This window comes from Collinsella sp. AF19-1LB, from assembly GCF_003459655.1.
Lineage (GTDB): Bacteria > Actinomycetota > Coriobacteriia > Coriobacteriales > Coriobacteriaceae > Collinsella.
Genome location: NZ_QRWO01000025.1, coordinates 1 through 17065 on the forward strand (window position 1 = coordinate 1; position 17065 = coordinate 17065).

At 61.5% G+C, this 17065-nt stretch carries 19 protein-coding genes; 1 reads left to right on the forward strand and 18 read right to left on the reverse strand.

All coding sequences use genetic code 11. The features are described from left to right. Positions 1-96 precede the first annotated feature (96 nt). From DWX39_RS08115 to rpsP, 8 genes are read right to left on the reverse strand one after another with little or no spacing between them, the layout of a single operon-like run. Entirely contained in the window at positions 97-972 is an 876-nt protein-coding gene (locus tag DWX39_RS08115) for a pyruvate, water dikinase regulatory protein (protein WP_117759278.1), read from the reverse strand. Positions 973-1006: 34 nt separating this feature from the next. Beyond that, positions 1007-3103, reverse strand: a complete 2097-nt coding sequence (glyS, locus tag DWX39_RS08120) for a glycine--tRNA ligase subunit beta (protein ID WP_117759280.1) — start codon at positions 3101-3103, stop codon at positions 1007-1009. A gap of 3 nt (positions 3104-3106) precedes the next feature. Further along, a complete protein-coding gene (locus tag DWX39_RS08125; RefSeq protein ID WP_006236091.1) occupies positions 3107-4018 on the reverse strand; it encodes a glycine--tRNA ligase subunit alpha in 912 nt (303 codons plus the stop codon). 59 nt (positions 4019-4077) lie between these two features. After that, positions 4078-4641 (reverse strand): signal peptidase I, encoded by a 564-nt coding sequence (gene lepB / locus DWX39_RS08130; protein ID WP_089573451.1) that lies wholly within the window; start codon positions 4639-4641, stop codon positions 4078-4080. A 2-nt stretch (positions 4642-4643) separates the two neighbouring features. Continuing rightward, positions 4644-5402 carry a tRNA (guanosine(37)-N1)-methyltransferase TrmD gene (gene trmD, locus DWX39_RS08135; protein WP_089573450.1) on the reverse strand — a complete coding sequence of 253 codons (759 nt, stop codon included), beginning with the start codon at positions 5400-5402 and terminating at the stop codon, positions 4644-4646. A gap of 10 nt (positions 5403-5412) precedes the next feature. Beyond that, a complete protein-coding gene (rimM, locus tag DWX39_RS08140; RefSeq protein ID WP_117759282.1) occupies positions 5413-5934 on the reverse strand; it encodes a ribosome maturation factor RimM in 522 nt (173 codons plus the stop codon). 4 nt (positions 5935-5938) lie between these two features. Continuing rightward, positions 5939-6184: a KH domain-containing protein gene (locus DWX39_RS08145; RefSeq protein ID WP_171021534.1), complete on the reverse strand. Its 246-nt coding sequence runs from the start codon at positions 6182-6184 to the stop codon at positions 5939-5941. 42 nt (positions 6185-6226) lie between these two features. Then, the gene (gene rpsP / locus DWX39_RS08150) at positions 6227-6568 is read right to left on the reverse strand and encodes a 30S ribosomal protein S16 (protein ID WP_022094749.1); all 342 of its coding nucleotides are present in this window, start codon (positions 6566-6568) and stop codon (positions 6227-6229) included. A 201-nt stretch (positions 6569-6769) separates the two neighbouring features. On the opposite strand from rpsP, the gene dinB reads away from it, so the two are divergent. Further along, positions 6770-8023: a DNA polymerase IV gene (dinB, locus tag DWX39_RS08155; protein ID WP_199411475.1), complete on the forward strand. Its 1254-nt coding sequence runs from the start codon at positions 6770-6772 to the stop codon at positions 8021-8023. A 98-nt stretch (positions 8024-8121) separates the two neighbouring features. On the opposite strand, the gene rsfS is transcribed toward dinB, so the two are convergent. From rsfS to DWX39_RS08205, 10 genes are all read right to left on the reverse strand, one after another. Continuing rightward, positions 8122-8577 carry a ribosome silencing factor gene (rsfS, locus tag DWX39_RS08160; RefSeq protein ID WP_117759286.1) on the reverse strand — a complete coding sequence of 152 codons (456 nt, stop codon included), beginning with the start codon at positions 8575-8577 and terminating at the stop codon, positions 8122-8124. A gap of 28 nt (positions 8578-8605) precedes the next feature. Further along, positions 8606-9139 (reverse strand): bis(5'-nucleosyl)-tetraphosphatase (symmetrical) YqeK, encoded by a 534-nt coding sequence (gene yqeK / locus DWX39_RS08165; RefSeq protein WP_199411477.1) that lies wholly within the window; start codon positions 9137-9139, stop codon positions 8606-8608. Between the two features lie 86 nt (positions 9140-9225). Continuing rightward, the gene (gene nadD / locus DWX39_RS08170) at positions 9226-9903 is read right to left on the reverse strand and encodes a nicotinate-nucleotide adenylyltransferase (protein ID WP_055249998.1); all 678 of its coding nucleotides are present in this window, start codon (positions 9901-9903) and stop codon (positions 9226-9228) included. A gap of 3 nt (positions 9904-9906) precedes the next feature. After that, positions 9907-11373 carry a GTPase ObgE gene (gene obgE / locus DWX39_RS08175; protein WP_199411476.1) on the reverse strand — a complete coding sequence of 489 codons (1467 nt, stop codon included), beginning with the start codon at positions 11371-11373 and terminating at the stop codon, positions 9907-9909. 84 nt (positions 11374-11457) lie between these two features. Then, positions 11458-11715 carry a 50S ribosomal protein L27 gene (gene rpmA, locus DWX39_RS08180; protein WP_006236075.1) on the reverse strand — a complete coding sequence of 86 codons (258 nt, stop codon included), beginning with the start codon at positions 11713-11715 and terminating at the stop codon, positions 11458-11460. A gap of 33 nt (positions 11716-11748) precedes the next feature. Next, complete coding sequence (gene rplU, locus DWX39_RS08185) at positions 11749-12123, reverse strand: 50S ribosomal protein L21 (RefSeq protein ID WP_035138585.1); 375 nt, start codon at positions 12121-12123, stop codon at positions 11749-11751. Positions 12124-12190: 67 nt separating this feature from the next. Further along, complete coding sequence (locus DWX39_RS08190) at positions 12191-13003, reverse strand: TIGR03936 family radical SAM-associated protein (protein ID WP_117759292.1); 813 nt, start codon at positions 13001-13003, stop codon at positions 12191-12193. Further along, positions 13000-14877 (reverse strand): TIGR03960 family B12-binding radical SAM protein, encoded by a 1878-nt coding sequence (locus DWX39_RS08195; protein ID WP_055249992.1) that lies wholly within the window; start codon positions 14875-14877, stop codon positions 13000-13002. Before DWX39_RS08195 ends, DWX39_RS08190 begins: the two co-directional genes overlap by 4 nt. 10 nt (positions 14878-14887) lie before the next feature. Beyond that, positions 14888-15817: a YcjF family protein gene (locus tag DWX39_RS08200; RefSeq protein ID WP_055249990.1), complete on the reverse strand. Its 930-nt coding sequence runs from the start codon at positions 15815-15817 to the stop codon at positions 14888-14890. Positions 15818-15835: 18 nt separating this feature from the next. Beyond that, positions 15836-17062 carry an FtsW/RodA/SpoVE family cell cycle protein gene (locus DWX39_RS08205; protein WP_055249988.1) on the reverse strand — a complete coding sequence of 409 codons (1227 nt, stop codon included), beginning with the start codon at positions 17060-17062 and terminating at the stop codon, positions 15836-15838. Between the last annotated feature and the right edge of the window lie 3 nt (positions 17063-17065).

Consider the following 17065-nt stretch of genomic DNA (forward strand, 5'->3'; position numbering starts at 1 on the left):
GCGGAATGTCAATCCTGGTCTAACAGAGCCTTAAAAAATCATTGAGTACCTAATGATTTTTTAATCCCCGTCCCAGAAAAATCGTCACAGAAAGGACTACTGCTGTTGAGCGCGGCGGGCGGCACGGCGGGCTCTTGCCTCTTGAATCTCTTCGAGATGAGCAATGATCTCGGCAGCGCTTTCCTCGATGGCTTTGCCGTCGGTACGCACTACAAAGCAGCCCAGGCGTTTCATGAGCGCGCGGGCTTCCGCAAGCTCACTACGCACGCTCTCGGGCTCGGCATAGGAGCCTGCGACGGCGCGGGCGTAGTCGTCGCCCAAGCGGCTATCGCGAATCTCGGAAATCACATCGACGGTCGAAATCAAGCCGAACAGGCGCATCGGGTCAACCTCGTAAATCGACTTGGGCGGCTCCATGCCATGCGCCAGTGGGACATTGGCGACCTTGTAGCCCTGATAGGCTAAATACATCGACAGCGGCGTCTTGGATGTACGCGACACACCCAGCAGCACGATATCGGCACCCGACAGATCGTCGCAACCACGACCGTCATCGTGCTCAACGAAATACTCCATGGCCTCGATACGATGGAAATAGCGGTCATCGGTCTTGTGAATCACGCCCGCAACGCACTTGGGCGGCATACCGATGAGCGACGACAGCACGGCAAGCGTCGGGCCGATCAGGTCGACCGAACGGATATGCAGCATACCCAGGTAATCGAGCACGCGGGCGCGAAGCGCCGGATCGACAATGGTATGGAACACGGCGACATCGCGATGGTCGGCATCGACGCGCGGCCCCACAAATGACTTGACCTGCTCCACCGAGGTCACCTTGGGCAGGCGCAAGAGACGAAAAGCCCCTTCATCAAATTGCCCGGACGCCGCAAGCACCACCTCACAAGCGGTATCGCCGAGCGAATCGGAGATAACGATAACGGTGGGACGAGCGGTGACCGGGCAATCCATGCGGGGCTCCTTTTGCGCTTATGCGCAGGCTGGCTTACTTTTTGCGGGCAAGCTCACCGATGTTGGCGATGCCGGAGAAAACGGCCTCGAAGCGGTTGAGCAGCTTAAGGCGATTATCGCGAAGCTGCTCGTCCTTGTCCATGACCATGACCTCGTCGAAGAAGCGGTCGATGGGGGCACGCAGGGCGGCGAGGGCAGCAAATGCGGCCGGGTAGTCCTCGGCAGCAAGGGCGGCATCGACAGCGGTCTGAGCAGCCTCGGAGGCGTCGGCGAGCGCGAGTTCGGCCTCGCCCATCAGGGCGCGGTCGTACTCCGCACCCAGCTCGGGCTTCGAGATATGCGCGGCACGGGCATAGGCGGTAGCCAGGTTGTCGAACGTCTCAGCGTCGTTTTTGCGGGCCTCGTCGAGGGCGGCGCAGCGGGCGAAGAAGACGGACGGGGCGATAATGTGCACCGCGGAGACAGCGGCAACGGTATCGGCCGGGATCTTTTCGTCGCGGGCCATGCTCACCAGGCGGCCATGGAAGAAGTCACGAACCTGCTGCGCGACCTCGGCGGCGTCGAACTCAATGCCCTGCTCGCTATAGAGCTCGAGCGCAAAGTCGATGAGCGACGTGGGATCGATCGGCAGACGGTCGCGCAGGATGTTGATGATACCGATAGCGGCACGACGCAGCGCGTAGGGATCGGAGGAGCCAGTCGGGGGCTCGCCGATGGCAAAGATACCGGCGATGGTATCGAGCTTGTCGGCGCAGGCCACGATGCAGCCAGCGGTGCCCTCGGGCAGCTCGTCGCCGGCAAAGCGGGGACGATAATGATCGCGAATGGCGTGGGCAACCTCGTCGTTCTCCCCCATCGCGGTCGCGTAATAACCGCCCATCACGCCCTGTTGGCTCGTGAACTCGACGACGGCGTTGGACACCAGGTCGGCCTTGCACAGGTGAGCGGCGCGAGCGGCGTCGGCGGCCAGGTGGGCGCCCAGATGGGCCTCACGGGCAATGGCGAGCGCGAGCTGCTCAACACGCTCGGACTTGGCGAGCACGCTGCCGAGCTTCTCCTGGAAGGCGACCTTGGCCAGACGCTCGCGGAACTCGTCGAGGGAGATCTTCAGGTCCTCCTCGTAGAAGAACTTGGCGTCGTCCAGGCGGGCGCGCACGACGCGCTCGTTGCCGTCGATCACACGCTCGGCGTTCTCGGGCTTGCTGTTGGAGACGACCACGAACTCACGCGTAAGCTTGCCCTCGCCGTCATAGATCGGGAAGTAGCGCTGGTTGGTGAGCATGGACTCGCAGATGATCTCGTGCGGGACCTTGAGGAACTCCTCGTCGAAGGTACCGACGAGCACCGTCGGCCACTCGCAGAGGTTAATGACCTCCTCAAAGACCTTCTTGGGCGTGTCGACATGGCAGCCGGGGCGAGCGGCCTCGACCTCGGCGATACCGGCAAGGATGGCCTCACGACGACGCTCGGCAGAAAGCACGCCGGCGTCCTCGAGCACCTGCTCGTAGACGGCGGGGCTAGCGACAACATGGTCACCGGGGCCAAGCACGCGATGGCCACGCGTGGTGTTGCCGCTCGTCACGTCGGCAAACGACACAGGCACAATATCCTCGCCCAGAAGGCAGCAAATCCAGCGGACCGGACGCACGAACGTCGCGTGCTCGTGCCCCCAGCGCTGGCTGCGGTAGTTGGGCCACTGCAGGCCGGCGATAGTCTTCTCGCACAGGGCCGTCAGGATCGGGGTAGCCGGTGCGGAGGGAATGTTCTTCTCGGCGAACACATACTCGCGGCCGTCGGTGTCCTCACGACGGACCAAGTCCTCGGCAGCCACACCGAACTTACGGGCGAAGCCCTGTGCGGCCTTGGTGGCGTTGCCGTCGGCATCAAAGGCAATGTTTGCCGCGGGGCCGCGCTTGACCTCGTGAACCTCATCGGTCGCAGTGGCGACGTTGGCCACGAGCGCAGCCAGACGACGCGGACTCGAGATCACGCGGACCTCGCCATGGGCCAGACCGGCCTCGTCGAGGCCCTTGGCGATCATGGTGCCAAGCTGCTTGACAGCATTGTTCAGCGGTGCGGAGGGCATTTCCTCCGTACCGATCTCAAACAGGAAATCCTTAGCGTCTGCCATGGCTTACGCCACCTCGCCTTCCTGGTCGGCATTCTCGTTGACTCCGGCGACCTCGGCCATGTAGGCCTCGCAGCACGCCTTGGCGACGGCGCGGACGCGCAGGATGTAGTTGGCACGCTCGACCGCGGACAGGGCGCCACGGGCATCGAGCAGGTTGAAGGCATGGCTGCACTTCATGACGCAGTCGTACGCCGGTAGCGGCAGTTTGCGCTCCAGGCAGGAATGGCACTCGGCCTCGTAGTCGTCAAACTTCTGACGCATCATCTCGACGTTGGCGACCTCAAAGTTATAGGCACTGAACTCGCGCTCGTTCTCGAGGAACACGTCGCCGTAGGTCATGGGCGTGCCATCGGGCAGGTAGCTCCACACCAGATCGTAGACCGAGTTGACGCCCTGGGCGTACATGGCGATACGCTCCAGGCCATAGGTAATCTCGACGGGCACGGGGTCGACCTCGATACCGCCCACCTGCTGGAAGTACGTAAACTGCGTGACCTCCATGCCGTTGAGCCAGACCTCCCAGCCAAGGCCCCAGGCGCCCAGGGTCGGGCTCTCCCAGTCGTCCTCGACAAAGCGGACGTCATGGTCGTTGGGGTCCAGGCCAATGGCGGCCAGCGAACCCAGGTAGAGCTCCTGGGCGTTGACCGGCGACGGCTTGATGAGCACCTGGAACTGATAGTAGTGCTGCATGCGGTTAGGGTTCTCGCCGTAGCGGCCGTCGGCGGGACGGCGGCAAGGCTGCGCATAGCAGGTGCGCCACTCGGCGGGACCGAGCGAGCGCAGCGTGGTCGCGGTATGGAAGGTACCGGCACCGACCTCGGAGTCATAGGGCTGCATAATGACGCAGCCCTGCTCGCCCCAGTACTGCTGGAGGCGCAGGATGATGTCTTGGAAGGAAAGCGATGAAGCGTTCATGCCTCTAATATCCCCTCGTCGAAACGATTACACGGTTAGGTACTGTACTATAGCGGTTTTTAGTCGATAGCGCCGATGCGGTTGAGCGGCCAGTAGCGCACAAGCGCCACAGCGATCAAATCAGAGCGATCGACGGGACCAAAGTAGCGCGAGTCGGCAGAGTTTTCGCGGTTGTCGCCCATCACCCACACGCACCCGTCGGGAACGGTGTAGGGATAACTCACCTGGGCGCCAGGCGCTTGGACCGAAAGCGGCCAGCTCATGCCCGTCGTATAGTCCTCGTCGAGCGCCTGGCCGTCAACGACGACCTTGCCGTCCTGAAGGTCGACCGTCTGGCCGGCCGTGGCGATGACGCGCTTTACCAGCACGTCATGCTCGGATGTGGCATCGGGGTTGTGAAACACCACGATATCGCCCTGTTTGACGGGCTGTCCGAGTTCGAGCGTCACCTTCTGCGCCAGAATCTGATCGCCGATCTCGATCGTGTCCTCCATGGAACCGGTGGGCACTACAAAGGGCTCGACCACAAACGAGCGAATCAAGAAGGTGGCGACCAGTGCGATCGCGATGACCGCGATCCACTCAAAAGCGCCCCTCAACGCGGAATGTTGCGTAGGAACCATACTCACTCCTCGCTCTGCGAATACGAAGCGTCAAGGATCACCTGCGCGTAAGCGCGCTCCTCGGGCGTGAGCCGCGCCGTCTCGATCAAGTCCGGACGCCAGCGGCAGGTGCGCTCGATGGCGTTCTTGCGACGCCAGGCATCGACCTTGGCGTGATCGCCGCTCACAAGCACCGGAGGCACGCCCTCGCCGTTGAACTCGGCGGGACGGGTGTACTGCGCGTACTCGAGCAGGCCTCCGTCCTCGGCGGTCGAGAACGACTCGTCGACGTTGCTCATCTCATCACCAAGGGCGCCGGGGATCAGGCGTACGACGGCATCGGCAACGACCATAGCGGGAAGCTCGCCGCCCGTGAGCACGTAATCGCCGATCGACAGGCGCTCGTCGGCATACGCATAGGCACGCTCGTCGACACCTTCGTAACGGCTGCACACAAACAGCAGGCGCTCGCTTTTGAGCAGGCGCTCGGCCACATGCTGCGTAAAAGGCTCGCCGCACGGGGTGAAGAACACCACCGTCGGCTTGGGGCCCTCCGCGCTAATGGCCTCGATGGCCTCGGCGATAGGCTCGACCTTCATGAGCATGCCCTGCCCGCCGCCGTACGGCTCGTCATCGACGGTACGATGGCGGTCGTGCGTCCAGTCGCGCAGGTTATACGCCTTAAAATCAAAAAGGCCGGCCTTGCGGGCGCGGCCCAAAATCGATGTGGACATGACGGGCTCAAACATCTCGGGAAAGACCGAAAGGGTCTCAATCAGCATGTTGTCCTCCCTACTTGTCCATATCGATCAGGCCGTCCATAACGTGGACGGAAATTGTTCCTGTGTCGGGAAGATCGAGCACAACCTGCTCGATCACGGGAATCAGTACCTCGCCGTACCGATCGCCCTCGACAACCCAAACATCGTTAGCGGGCGTCGACATGATCTCGACGATCGTACCGAGTGAACCGAAGCGCTCGTCGACCACCTCGCGACCCATCAGGTCGGAATAGGCGGCGTCGAGTGAATCGAGCTCAAAATCGTCACGATTTGCCAACACATAGCATCCCGTGATGCCCTCGGCGGCCGTCAAGTCGTCAATGCCCTCAAACGAGACCAGATCGCCATCGCCCGTATCGGTGACGGACACGACCGTGCAAAAGCGGTCGCGCTTGAGCGCCGGCGGCGTCAGGGCGACGCGCATACCCGGCTCTAATACAGAAGGAAGCCCCCGCAGCGGCTGCGCGAGGACCTCCCCCTTCCTTCCGTGCGGCTTGACCACACGGGCGATGTTTTTGTACTGGAACCTCAAGGTCCTAGCCCAGAACCTCTACCTCGACAGCAGTGTCGAGGCGAGCGGCCAGTGCACGGGCGAGCGTGCGAATGGCCTTGATGGTACGGCCACGACGGCCGATGACCTTAGCGACGTCATCCTCGGCGACCGAAACCTCGATCGTAGAGGCGTCGTCACCATCGATGACCTCAAGGCTCACGGAATCCGGGTCGTCGACGATCTGAACAACGAGATATTCGACGAGATCGGCGATGCGATCTGAGAGCATTGCCTCACCCTCGAGCTGTGCAGCGTCAACCTCAGGCACGATTTACTCCTCGGCGCCCTCAGCGGCCTCAGCGGCAGCCTTAGCGGCCTCGGCCTCTTTGGCGAGCTGCTTCTTGGACTTCTTGACGACGGTCTCGGTCTTCTCGCCCTCGTTGGCGGCCTTGACCAGAGCGGCGACGGCGTCGGTGAGCTGAGCGCCCTTGGACTGCCAGTCGGCGATCTTCTCGAGGTCGAGGTTGATGGTCTTGGGGGCGGTCATCGGGTTGTAGCGGCCAACCTCCTCGATGATACGACCGTCACGCGGGGCGCGGGAATCGGCGACGACGACACGGTAGTACGGACGCTTCTTAGCGCCGTGACGAGCAAGGCGAATCTTGACTGCCAAAGGAAACTCCTCCAACCAAGCAGCTTTAGGCTGCAACTACAAACAAACAGTTGAACATAATACGCCATCGACGCGGGCAGGTGAAGTCCGTGAGACCAACTTCTTCGGTGTAGTCGAAGGCAAATCCATATCTTAGACAAGAATTCGCGATTTGCAAGCACATACACGCACCCCACATGAGCTGCGCGGTATACTCATGACATGGAAAGACGCGAACATACATACGGTTATGAGGATGCCATGGGCGTCACGCCGCCTCCCTGGACGGGTCCGGCGGTGGGCCTGATGGACCTCGATGCGTTTTTTGCGAGCGTGGAGATGCTCGATCATCCCGAATGGCGCGGAAAGCCGCTCATCGTGGGCGGAGACGCCGATTCCCGCGGCGTTGTGTCCACCTGTTCTTACGAGGCACGTCGCTTTGGCGTGCACTCCGCCATGCCCTCAGCCGAGGCACGGCGCTTGTGCCCGCAAGCCATTTGGACGCACGGGCACTTTGATCGCTATCGCGAGGTGAGCGCGCAGGTCATGGCGATTCTTGCCGAGGAGACGCCGCGCGTTGAGCGCGTATCGATCGACGAAGCCTTTATCGATATCACACCGGGTCGCTTTGCGCCCGAGGACCCGCTGCTGGTTGCACGGCGTATAAGCGACCGCGTGGCAGCGCTGGGAGTGACGTGCTCCATTGGCGTAGGCTGCAACAAGACGGTCGCAAAGATCGCAAGCGAGCGGGATAAGCCGTTTGGGCTGACCATCGTGCGCCCCGGAACCGAGCAGCGCTTTTTGGCCGCGCTGCCGGTATCTGCCATGAGCGGCATCGGGCGCTCGGCCGAGGAGCGACTGCGCCGCATGCGCATCTACACGCTCGGCGAGCTATCACGTGCACCGGAATCCACCTTGGCCTCTATTTTTGGCGTCAACGGCGAACGCATGCGCCAGCGTGCGCTGGGACTCGAAATCTCCGAAGTCACGAGTCTCGATGAAGGGCGCGAGGTCAAGTCGGTCAGCAATGAACGCACCTTTGCGAAAGATTTGACTGAGCGCGGGGACATCGAAGCGGCGATTGCGCTGCTGGGTGAGTCGGTTGGACGCCGCCTGCGCCGTCAGGGACTGACGGGCGGCACGGTAACGCTCAGGCTCAAGTATTCGTATGGAAGCGGGCGTACGGCACAGCGCCGGCTGCCTCATCCGACCGACGATGAGAACATCTTCGTGGCCGTGGCGCTCGAGCTACTCGACAACATCTGGCAGGAAGGCATGCATGTTCGCTTAGCAGGCATCGGTATGAGCGACTTCGACCACCAAGGCGGCATCCAGACCGACCTGTTCTGCGAAGTCGACGACCGCGGAGCCCAATCGAGCGACCGTCGCGACCTCTCCGTCGCGATCGATGCCGTCCGAGACAAGTTCGGCGACACCGCCCTATCCTTCGGCCGCCAATCCCGCTTCAGCGATTAACCGCCTTTGAGCAAAAAGAAAGCCGGGCAGGTACGGAAAACCGCAACTGCCCGGCAAAATGCGCGAGGCTAACTAAAAGCCCCGTATCAAATGAGCCACTAGAGGAGGTCGAGGGGGAGCTGGGGGGCGTCACCCCAGAGCTTTTCTAGACGGTAGAAGTCGCGGGCTTCGGGAGTGAAGACGTGAACGACGACCGAGCCGTAGTCCATGAGCATCCAGATCTTCTGCTCGCGGCCCTCGATGGAGAACGGATGCTCACCGCAAGCCTCGGCGACCTTCTCCTCGATCTCGTCGACAATCGAATCGACCTGGCGGTTGTTGGTACCGGTGGCAAGCACAAAGTAGTCGCACACGTCGGAAAGCTCGGTCAGGTTGAGCACCTGCACGTCCTCGCCCTTCTTGTCGTAGGCGGCCTGCGCGGCGGCGCGGGCGACATCCTCGGCGGCGACACCGCTCGCGGACAGCGAGGCGGCGGTGCGGTCGGACGTGGCAACGAAACTCTTGTGCTCCACACCTTCAAGAATCTGCTCGTCAGTCATGGTCTCGTCGGCCATGGAATACCTCTTTCTAGACACACCCGAGCTAGCGCAGCTGGGCGTAATGGTTGTAAATCGTAATAGCCGTGGGATAAAGATAGCGCCCGGACTGGATCACATAGACCAGACCCTGCGCAAAACAGGAGAAGAACAACTCGTCGAGCGAGGACTTCCCCACCATCTTGCGCAGCGCATGGGCATAGTCGCCGTGGCGGTTGGGCTCGATGGCATCTGCCACAAAGACCACCATATCGAGCGGCGTCATGTCGCAGGCACCCACGGTGTGACGGTCGACAGCCTGGAAAACGGCCGGTGACAGCTCGGGAAAAAGCTGCGGAAGCTCATAGGCGGCAACAGGGCCATGCAAAAGCGGCGTCGCGGCGGAAGGAGAGCCGACAACCTTGATGCCATAGTGAAGCGCGCGGGCCACGAGCTCATCATCGGAAAGCACCTTGTCCCAGTCGTGAATTAAGCCGGCGGCAGCGGCATCAAAGCGGTCAACGCCGTAGACCTCGGCCAGATGAAGTGCGGTCTCGGCAACACCCAGCGAATGCACATAGCGCTTGCGCTTATCTTTCATGCGAACATCGAGCAGCTCTTGAATGCGCTTGAGCAGCGCGCGCTCATCGCCCTCAAACTGATCCTCTACCGACAACGTAGCCCCCATCACTCAAAATCTTCTTGACCCAGATCGACATACAAACTGCGCTTGCGAATGTAGCCGAGCACAGACTCGCTCGTAAGATAGCGCACGCTCATGCCGCGGGCAACTCGCTTACGAATGTTCGTCGAGCTGATCGCCAGCGCCGGAATCTGAATATAGCGCACGTCGAACGGCAGCCCCGACTCTTTGATTCGGGCACGCGCCGTATCGATATCAAAGCCCGGTCGCGTCGCCGCAATAAAGGTAGCAAGCTCAGCAATTCGTTCGGCATCATGCCAGGTCACAATATCGATAATCGCATCGGCGCCCGTAATAAAGTAGAGCTTTACCTGCGGCGGGTAAAAGTCGCGAAGGGCATGAAGCGTATCGGCCGTATAGGTTACGCCCGGACGGTCAATCTCGAACCGGCTCGCCAAAAAGGCCGGGTTCGCGGCGGTGGCGAGGACCGTCATGGCATAACGGTCCTCGGCAGGCGTCACCGGCTTGTCAAGCTTAAAGGCGGGAGAGCCCGCCGGCATAAAGAGCACAGCGTCCAAGTCGAGCGACTCGCGCGCCTGCTCGGCAGTCACCAGGTGCCCGTAATGAATCGGGTCGAATGTGCCGCCCATAATGCCAAGCCGAAACTCTTTGCCCTCTTTTATGGGCAGCTCGGGCAAACCGATTCCACCGCGCAGCGACATGGCTTACTCGCCCTCCGAGGTCTCGGCATCGTCCGCGACATCCGCCGCATCGACAACCTCGACGCCCTCATCCGGAGCATCGGTCACGTCAAGGGCCTCAACGGCAACGTCCTCGCCAGCGTCCTCGAGCTCCTCGTACTCCGAGAAGTCCTCAGCGCCCTCAAAGTCAAAGGCGCGCTGGCAAATGCGGACCTCGTCGCCCGCACGGCAACCGGCCTTCTCGAGCGCGTCGTCAACACCCATACGCGCAAACTTGTGCTGTAGATAAATGACAGCTTCCTCGTTTTCCCAATCGGTCTGGATGACCATGCGCTCAATCGCGCGACCAACCACACGGAAGGCACCGGGCTCTTCCTGGACAATGCGGAAACGCTTCTCGCGCTGCAGACGGCGGCGCTCCCACTCCTCGTCGCGCAGATCGACTGGCTCAGCGGAGACCACCAACTCGGCACGCAGCTTAGCCACCTGCTCGCCCACGGCAAGCATCAGCGTGTTGAGGCCGGCGCCCGTCACGGCGGACACGGCAAAGAACATATGTCCATCGTCGAGCGCGGCGCGCTTGAGGTCGGCAATCTTGTCGGCCGTGCCCGGCGCATCGCACTTGTTGGCGACGACGATCTGCGGACGCTCCGAAAGCTCGGCGCCATACTGCTCGAGCTCACGGTTGATGATACGGTAATCCTCGACCGGATCGCGATCCTCAAACCCGCCCGTCATGTCAACGACATGCATGATGAGCGCCGTGCGCTCAATGTGGCGCAGGAACTGGTGGCCCAGGCCCTTGCCCTCGCTCGCGCCCTCGATCAAACCAGGAACGTCGGCAACGACGTAAGAATACTCACCGGCACGCACCATGCCGAGGTTCGGCACGAGCGTTGTAAACGGATAGTCGGCGATCTTGGGACGGGCGGCACTCATGCGCGCGATAAGCGAGGACTTGCCCACCGAGGGGAAACCCACGAGCGCGGCATCGGCCATAAGCTTCATCTCAAGCTCAATCCAGTGCTCCTCGGCCGGTTCGCCCAGCTGAGCGAACGCGGGCGCGCGACGCACCGACGTCACAAAGTGCGTGTTGCCCAGGCCACCGACACCGCCGGGCGCCACGACAACGCGCTCGCCATCGTGCACCAGGTCAGCAATCTCGAACATCGGGGTCTGCGTCTCGGGGTCGAGCTCGCGCACCACGGTACCCATGGGAACCTTCAGGATCAGGTCCTCGCCGCTCTTACCGTTACGACGGGCACCCTGCCCATGCGTGCCGCGCTCGGCGCGGAAGTGATGCTTGAAGCGGTAATCGATCAGCGAAGACAGCTGAGCATCGGCCTGGATGACAACATTGCCGCCACGACCGCCGTCGCCGCCATCGGGGCCGCCCTTGGGGACAAATGCCTCGCGCCTAAACGACATGCATCCGGCTCCGCCGTCGCCGCCGCACACGTTAATGCGGCTGATATCGGTGAACTGTGACAACAGAATCGCCTCCTACAAAAAGAGGGAGACCCTTGAATCCTAAAACTCAAGTGCCTCCCACATATGTGCTCTATGAAGGGTAAATTACGCGTTCGCGAGCGGGCGTACGCTGACCCTGTGCTTGATACCCTTGTGGAACTCAACGGTACCGTCGACCAGCGCGAACAGCGTGTCGTCCTTGCCGCGGCCAACGTTCTCACCCGGGTGGATGTGCGTGCCGTGCTGACGGACGAGAATCGTGCCCGTGGTTACCGTCTGGCCGGCATAGCGCTTCGTGCCAAGGCGCTGACCGCGGGAGTCACGGCCATTACGGGAGGAACCGAGTCCTTTTTTGTGTGCCATTGTGTATACCTACTCTTTCGTTACGAGTGTAATCTACTCGGCGACGGGAGCCTCGGCAACAGCCTCGGCCTCTGCCTTGACAGCCTTCTTGGCGCGGGACGTAGCCTGGACCTTCACGATCTTCAGCTTGGTGAGCTGCTGACGGTGACCCTTCAGACGACGATAGCGCTTACGCTTGTGGAACTTGAAGACCAGCTGCTTCTCGCCCTTGAACTGCTCAACGATCTGAGCGGTAACCTTGGCCTTGGCCAGCTTGTCGGGATCGGTGACGATCTTCTTACCATCGTTGAGGAAGATGACCGGCAGGGTGACCTTGTCGCCCTCATTGCCCTCGATCTTCTCGACGGTGATGACATCGTCGGTGGCGACCTTGTACTGCTTGCCGCCCGTGTTAACGATTGCGTACATGTTTACTTGCCCTTCATGCATCAGTTAGTGCAACAGCCGAATATAGTAGCAGGCGAAAATACCCCCGTCAACGAGTATGTGGAGCAAATCCACAAGTTCGCACAGGTATGGGGCTGACGAGTCGGCCCTCGTCGTCCTCGCATGCTTGATTCTGACGCTCGACATCGTAGGAGCAGATGGTCACGAGGTCTTGCATACCGGTGGAAACAATAGGTGCATCCACGCCCGGGGTCAAGCCCTGCAACAAAACATCAGCAGCAGAAAGCAAAATTTCCGGACGCATGGAGCCCTCGTTGTCGGCATGGGTGTCGAGCATGAGCACCAGATGGTCCTCACACTCCCCCGCCGTGAGCTCATAGCCAACGAGCGTATGGTCCAGATCAAGTCGCTTGCTCTTTTTGCCGCGCGCGTAGTCGATGCCATGGTCCGCGCGCAGCGTGTCGATCGCACGACGCACCTCGTCGGCGCTTACGGGCGCCTCGGGATCCAAGTGCAGGTCGATGCGATACGACAGACGCGTGAGTTGCGCCGTCAACGCCGGCGTGCGCACGTCGATATACGCCGCCTCGATGGGCGCCAGATCGGCCGGAGACGCCGCAGCCAGGCGCCCAAACGCCTCGTCGAGCGCCACGAACTCGGTCATAAACAGGTCATACCACTCGCAGGTCGACGACGTACCCACCGGTAACGCCGAAGAGAAGCCCACGCGCATGTGCGGAGAGAAGCCCTGCGTGACGGCATAGGGAAGTCCCGCACGGCGCACGATGCGCTCAATGGTATGGATTACTTCGAGATGGCCCAGGTACTTAAGGCGATCGCGCTTGCCATAGCGAACACGAAGTCTAAAGAGCGTGGGGTTTTCGGTCAGGCGCTCACTCATGCGCGATCACCCATCAATACATTCTTGGCGTGGAGCGTGGGGCAGATTCCGCAGCCGGTGCACGACGTGCGGGTGCAGTCGGGAGTCGTGACACCCTCGAGCGAGCGACGGTACTCGCGCTCGAGGAAGCCGCGCGTGCAGCCGGGGCTCACGTGCTCCCACGGCAGGCGCCAGTCCAACTCGTAGGGCAGGTGCACGAGCTCATTGAGGTCGATGCCGTTTTTGGCAGCAGCCTCCTTCCAGTTATCGAGCGAGAAATGCTCTACCCAGGCGTCAAAGCGAGAGCCCGCGCGCCAAGCATCGATGATGACGGGCGTCATGTCACGACCGGCGCGGGACAGAGCGGCCTCGATGAGCGAGGTCTCGGCATCGTGGTAATGCACGCGGACGGCACGGTTGCGAACGCTCGTGATAAGCAGCTTCTGGCGACGCTTGACGTCGTCGTAGTCGAGCTGTGGGCACCACTGGAACGGCGTGGCAGCCTTGGGGATAAAGACCGAAACCGAGATGGACACCGAGATCGAGCCGCGACGAGCCTTGGGCACCACGGAACGACCGAGCTCCAGCACGTGATCGGCCAGATTGGCGATGGCCACGATGTCCTCGTCGCGCTCGCCGGGAAGGCCCATCATAAAGTAGAGCTTCATGCGGTTCCAGCCGGCCTCGAAGGCCGCCTTGGCCGCACGGTCCAGGTCCTCCTCGGTCACGTTCTTGTTAATGATGTCGCGCATGCGCTGGCTGCCGGCCTCGGGTGCGAACGTCAGGCCGCCCTTCTTTTCGCCGGCGACCGACTCGGCCATATCCACGCCAAACGAATCCAGGCGCTGCGACGGAATAGACACGCGAATACCCGTATCCTCCAGGCGACGGTTGAGCCTGCCGAGCACGTCGCGAATGCAGGAGTGGTCGGTCGTGGAGAGCGAGGTCAGCGACACCTCGTCATAGCCGGTCTTTTCCAGACCCTGAATCACCGACGAGACGATCTGGTCGGCCGAGCGCTCGCGCACCGGGCGATACGTCATGCCGGCCTGGCAAAAGCGACAGCCGCGGGCGCAGCCGCGCAGGATCTCGATAGACAGGCGGTCGTGGACCAGCTGCGCATAGGGTACGCACGACTGCGACAGCGGATTCGTGGCGCCGAAATCCTCGACGACGCGCTTGTAGACCACGGTCGGCGCATCCTTGCCCTCACGCGGCACGGTGTAGCCATGCGGCGAGCAGGGCTCGTCGTGACGAACCTCATAGAGCGACGGCACGTAGTTGCCGGCAATGGATGCAAGCTGCTCAACAATCTGCGCGCGCGGGACCCCTTCGTCACGCAGGCGGCGATGCAGCTGGCAGGTCTCGAGCAGCGATTCCTCGCCCTCGCCGATGAGGATGGCATCGAAAAAGGCCGCGTACGGCTCGGGGTTGTACACCGAGGGACCGCCGGCGATGATGATGGGGTCGTCTTCGCCTCGGTCGGCCGCTAACAGCGGAATGCCAGCGAGGTCGAGAGCCTCGAGGAAGTTCGTCACCGCCATCTCGTGCGGCACATGCAGACCGACGATATCAAACGAAGCGACGGGGGCAGCACCTTCGAGCGACAGCAGCGGAATACCCGCCTCGCGCATGGCGTCACCCATATCGGGCCACGGCACATAGCCACGTTCGCAGGAGATGCCCTCGGCCTGGTTAAGGATATTGTAGAGGATGGCGATGCCCTGGTTGGGCAGACCAACCTCGTACACATCCGGGTAGATCAAGCAGCAACGGTAGTCGGCATCGGCCTTGGAAAGCGTGCCCCACTCGTGATCGATATAGCGACTCGGCTTCTCGACCTTGGCGAGCAGCGGCTCAATTAAATGAAAGCAGTCTTGATACGGAACGCGCAACGGAAAACCCCTAAGCAGCGAGATCGGATGCGTCTTGGTAGGACGCCATAGGACGGGTAGCGCCCGCGACCGTGGTCACCAGATCGCGAACGCGGGAGAACGTGGCAGTGACCACCTCGTTGGCACGGCTGTAGTCGACATCGCGCTCGTAGAGCGAAACGAGCGCACGGCCCATGCCATAGGTGCCCGCAGCAGCAGTGAGCGCCTTGACGGCAAACCCAATATGCGGCGTCTGCTTGACGAGCGCGCGGGTGACCGCGCGGATCACAAGACCGCCGGCAAGCACGCCAGCGACCTCGTAGCCGCGCTCAGGCTTAATGCCGCGTCCAAAGACGGCAGCGAGCTCAAAGAGCATGCCCACCTGCGCCAGCGCCATAACGGGATAATCGGCGCCCGGCAAAAACACCAGCGCACCGGTCGCCATATTGGTGAGCGCGCACGAGGTGATGATACGATTGGCCGCCGCGATGCGCATGAAGGCAAAGTTCGCCGCAAAAGCCGTTTCCTTTTCGGTGCGATCGAGAATCCAGCGGGCAAGCGTCTCGAGCAGATACGTCTTATCGGTTGCCGCTACCACGCCGAGCATGGGCGTGGACTCCTCGATAAACGGCACCTCCACAGCAGACTCGGCAAGCACGCACACGGGCGCGCCGGCGATCACGAGCTCCTGCACGGCACTCTCCAAGCGGTCGGAACCACACGAGAGCACCAGTACCACATCGGTATCGGTCTTTGGAGCAATTCGCTCCTCCCCCAGACGCTCGACGCGCACAATGCCCGAGGTCGTCTGCGGTACAAAGGCGTCACGCACCGTCTCGGCCAGAAAGCGCGAGGCGGACGAATCCAAATAGACCGAGACGCGCACCGGCGTATCGGAATCCTTCTTAACGGACGCGCCCATCTTAAAAGCGCGGGTCAGCTTATCTACGGGAATTTTCATAGCAAACCCCTCCAGCGGTTACGCGGCGCCCGAACGATGCCGCCATATGGATTGTACGATACCCACCGTCAGCAGCTGAATCATCATCGAAGAAGAACCGAAGCTAATAAACGGTAGCGGAATACCGGTAATCGGCATCATGCCGATGCACATGCCGATGTTTTCGAAGGTCTGGAACGCCCACATGCCAACGATGCCCACACACGATAGGCGCAAGAACAGCGACTCACACTTAAAGGCGACGCGAATCGTCGAAAAGATCAGCAGCACGTAGAGGCACAGGAGCAAAAAGGAACCGCAAAAGCCAAAGGTCTCGGACAGGAAGGCGAAGACGAAGTCGGTGTGGAACTCGGGCAGAAAGCCGCCGGCCGACTGCGTCGCATGGCCCAAACCCTTACCAAAGAAGCCGCCCGAGCCAACGGCGATAAGCGACTGCTGCAGGTTGTAGGCATCGTCCGAATCGGCATTATCGGGGTCGATAAAGACCGTCAGACGGTTCATCTGATACTGCTTGATGAGCACATCGTGGCCGAGCAACGAATCAAAGACCGAATCGAGCGCCAGGACGAGGGCCACCAGGCCCACGAGCAGGGCCAGGGTCGACAGCACCCATTCGCGGCGTGCACCGCTCATGCAGATGACGATGGCGCCCGAGACCAGCACGACCAGGCCCGAGCCCAGGTCGCCCATGGCGACGACGGCCAAAAACGGAATGGACAGCATGCCGCAGAGCTTGACGTAGTCGCGAACGGTATCGATGCGGCCGTTATACTGCGAGCCAAGCGTGGCGATAAAGAAGATGGTGATGAGCTTGGCAAGCTCAACCGGCTGGAATGTCAAGCCGATACCGGGAATCTTGATCCAGCCCGTCATGCCCAGACCGCCCGTATAGGACAGGCCCGGAATCTTGGGCGAGAAGATCACAATAAGGTCAATGACGAGCAGCGCCGTCGAGAAGTTAGAGATGCCGCGCAGATCGGTACGCCAGACGAGCACCGCAAGCACCGCGCCAATGCCAATGCCCAGCAGGTGGCGCGAGAATGAGGCGTCGGCCTTAAACTGTGACGCCGACCAAATAATGATGGCGCCATAGGCAACGAGCGCGACGGTAGCCAGCAGCACACCGATATGCACCTTTTGGCGAAACGTACCGCGCGAGGCCGAAAGTTGCTTGTTGACGCGGTCCAGGCTGCTGCGAGAGCCGGTCTTGGTTGAACGGAACAGATCCGCCGGAGAAAAATCCATCGC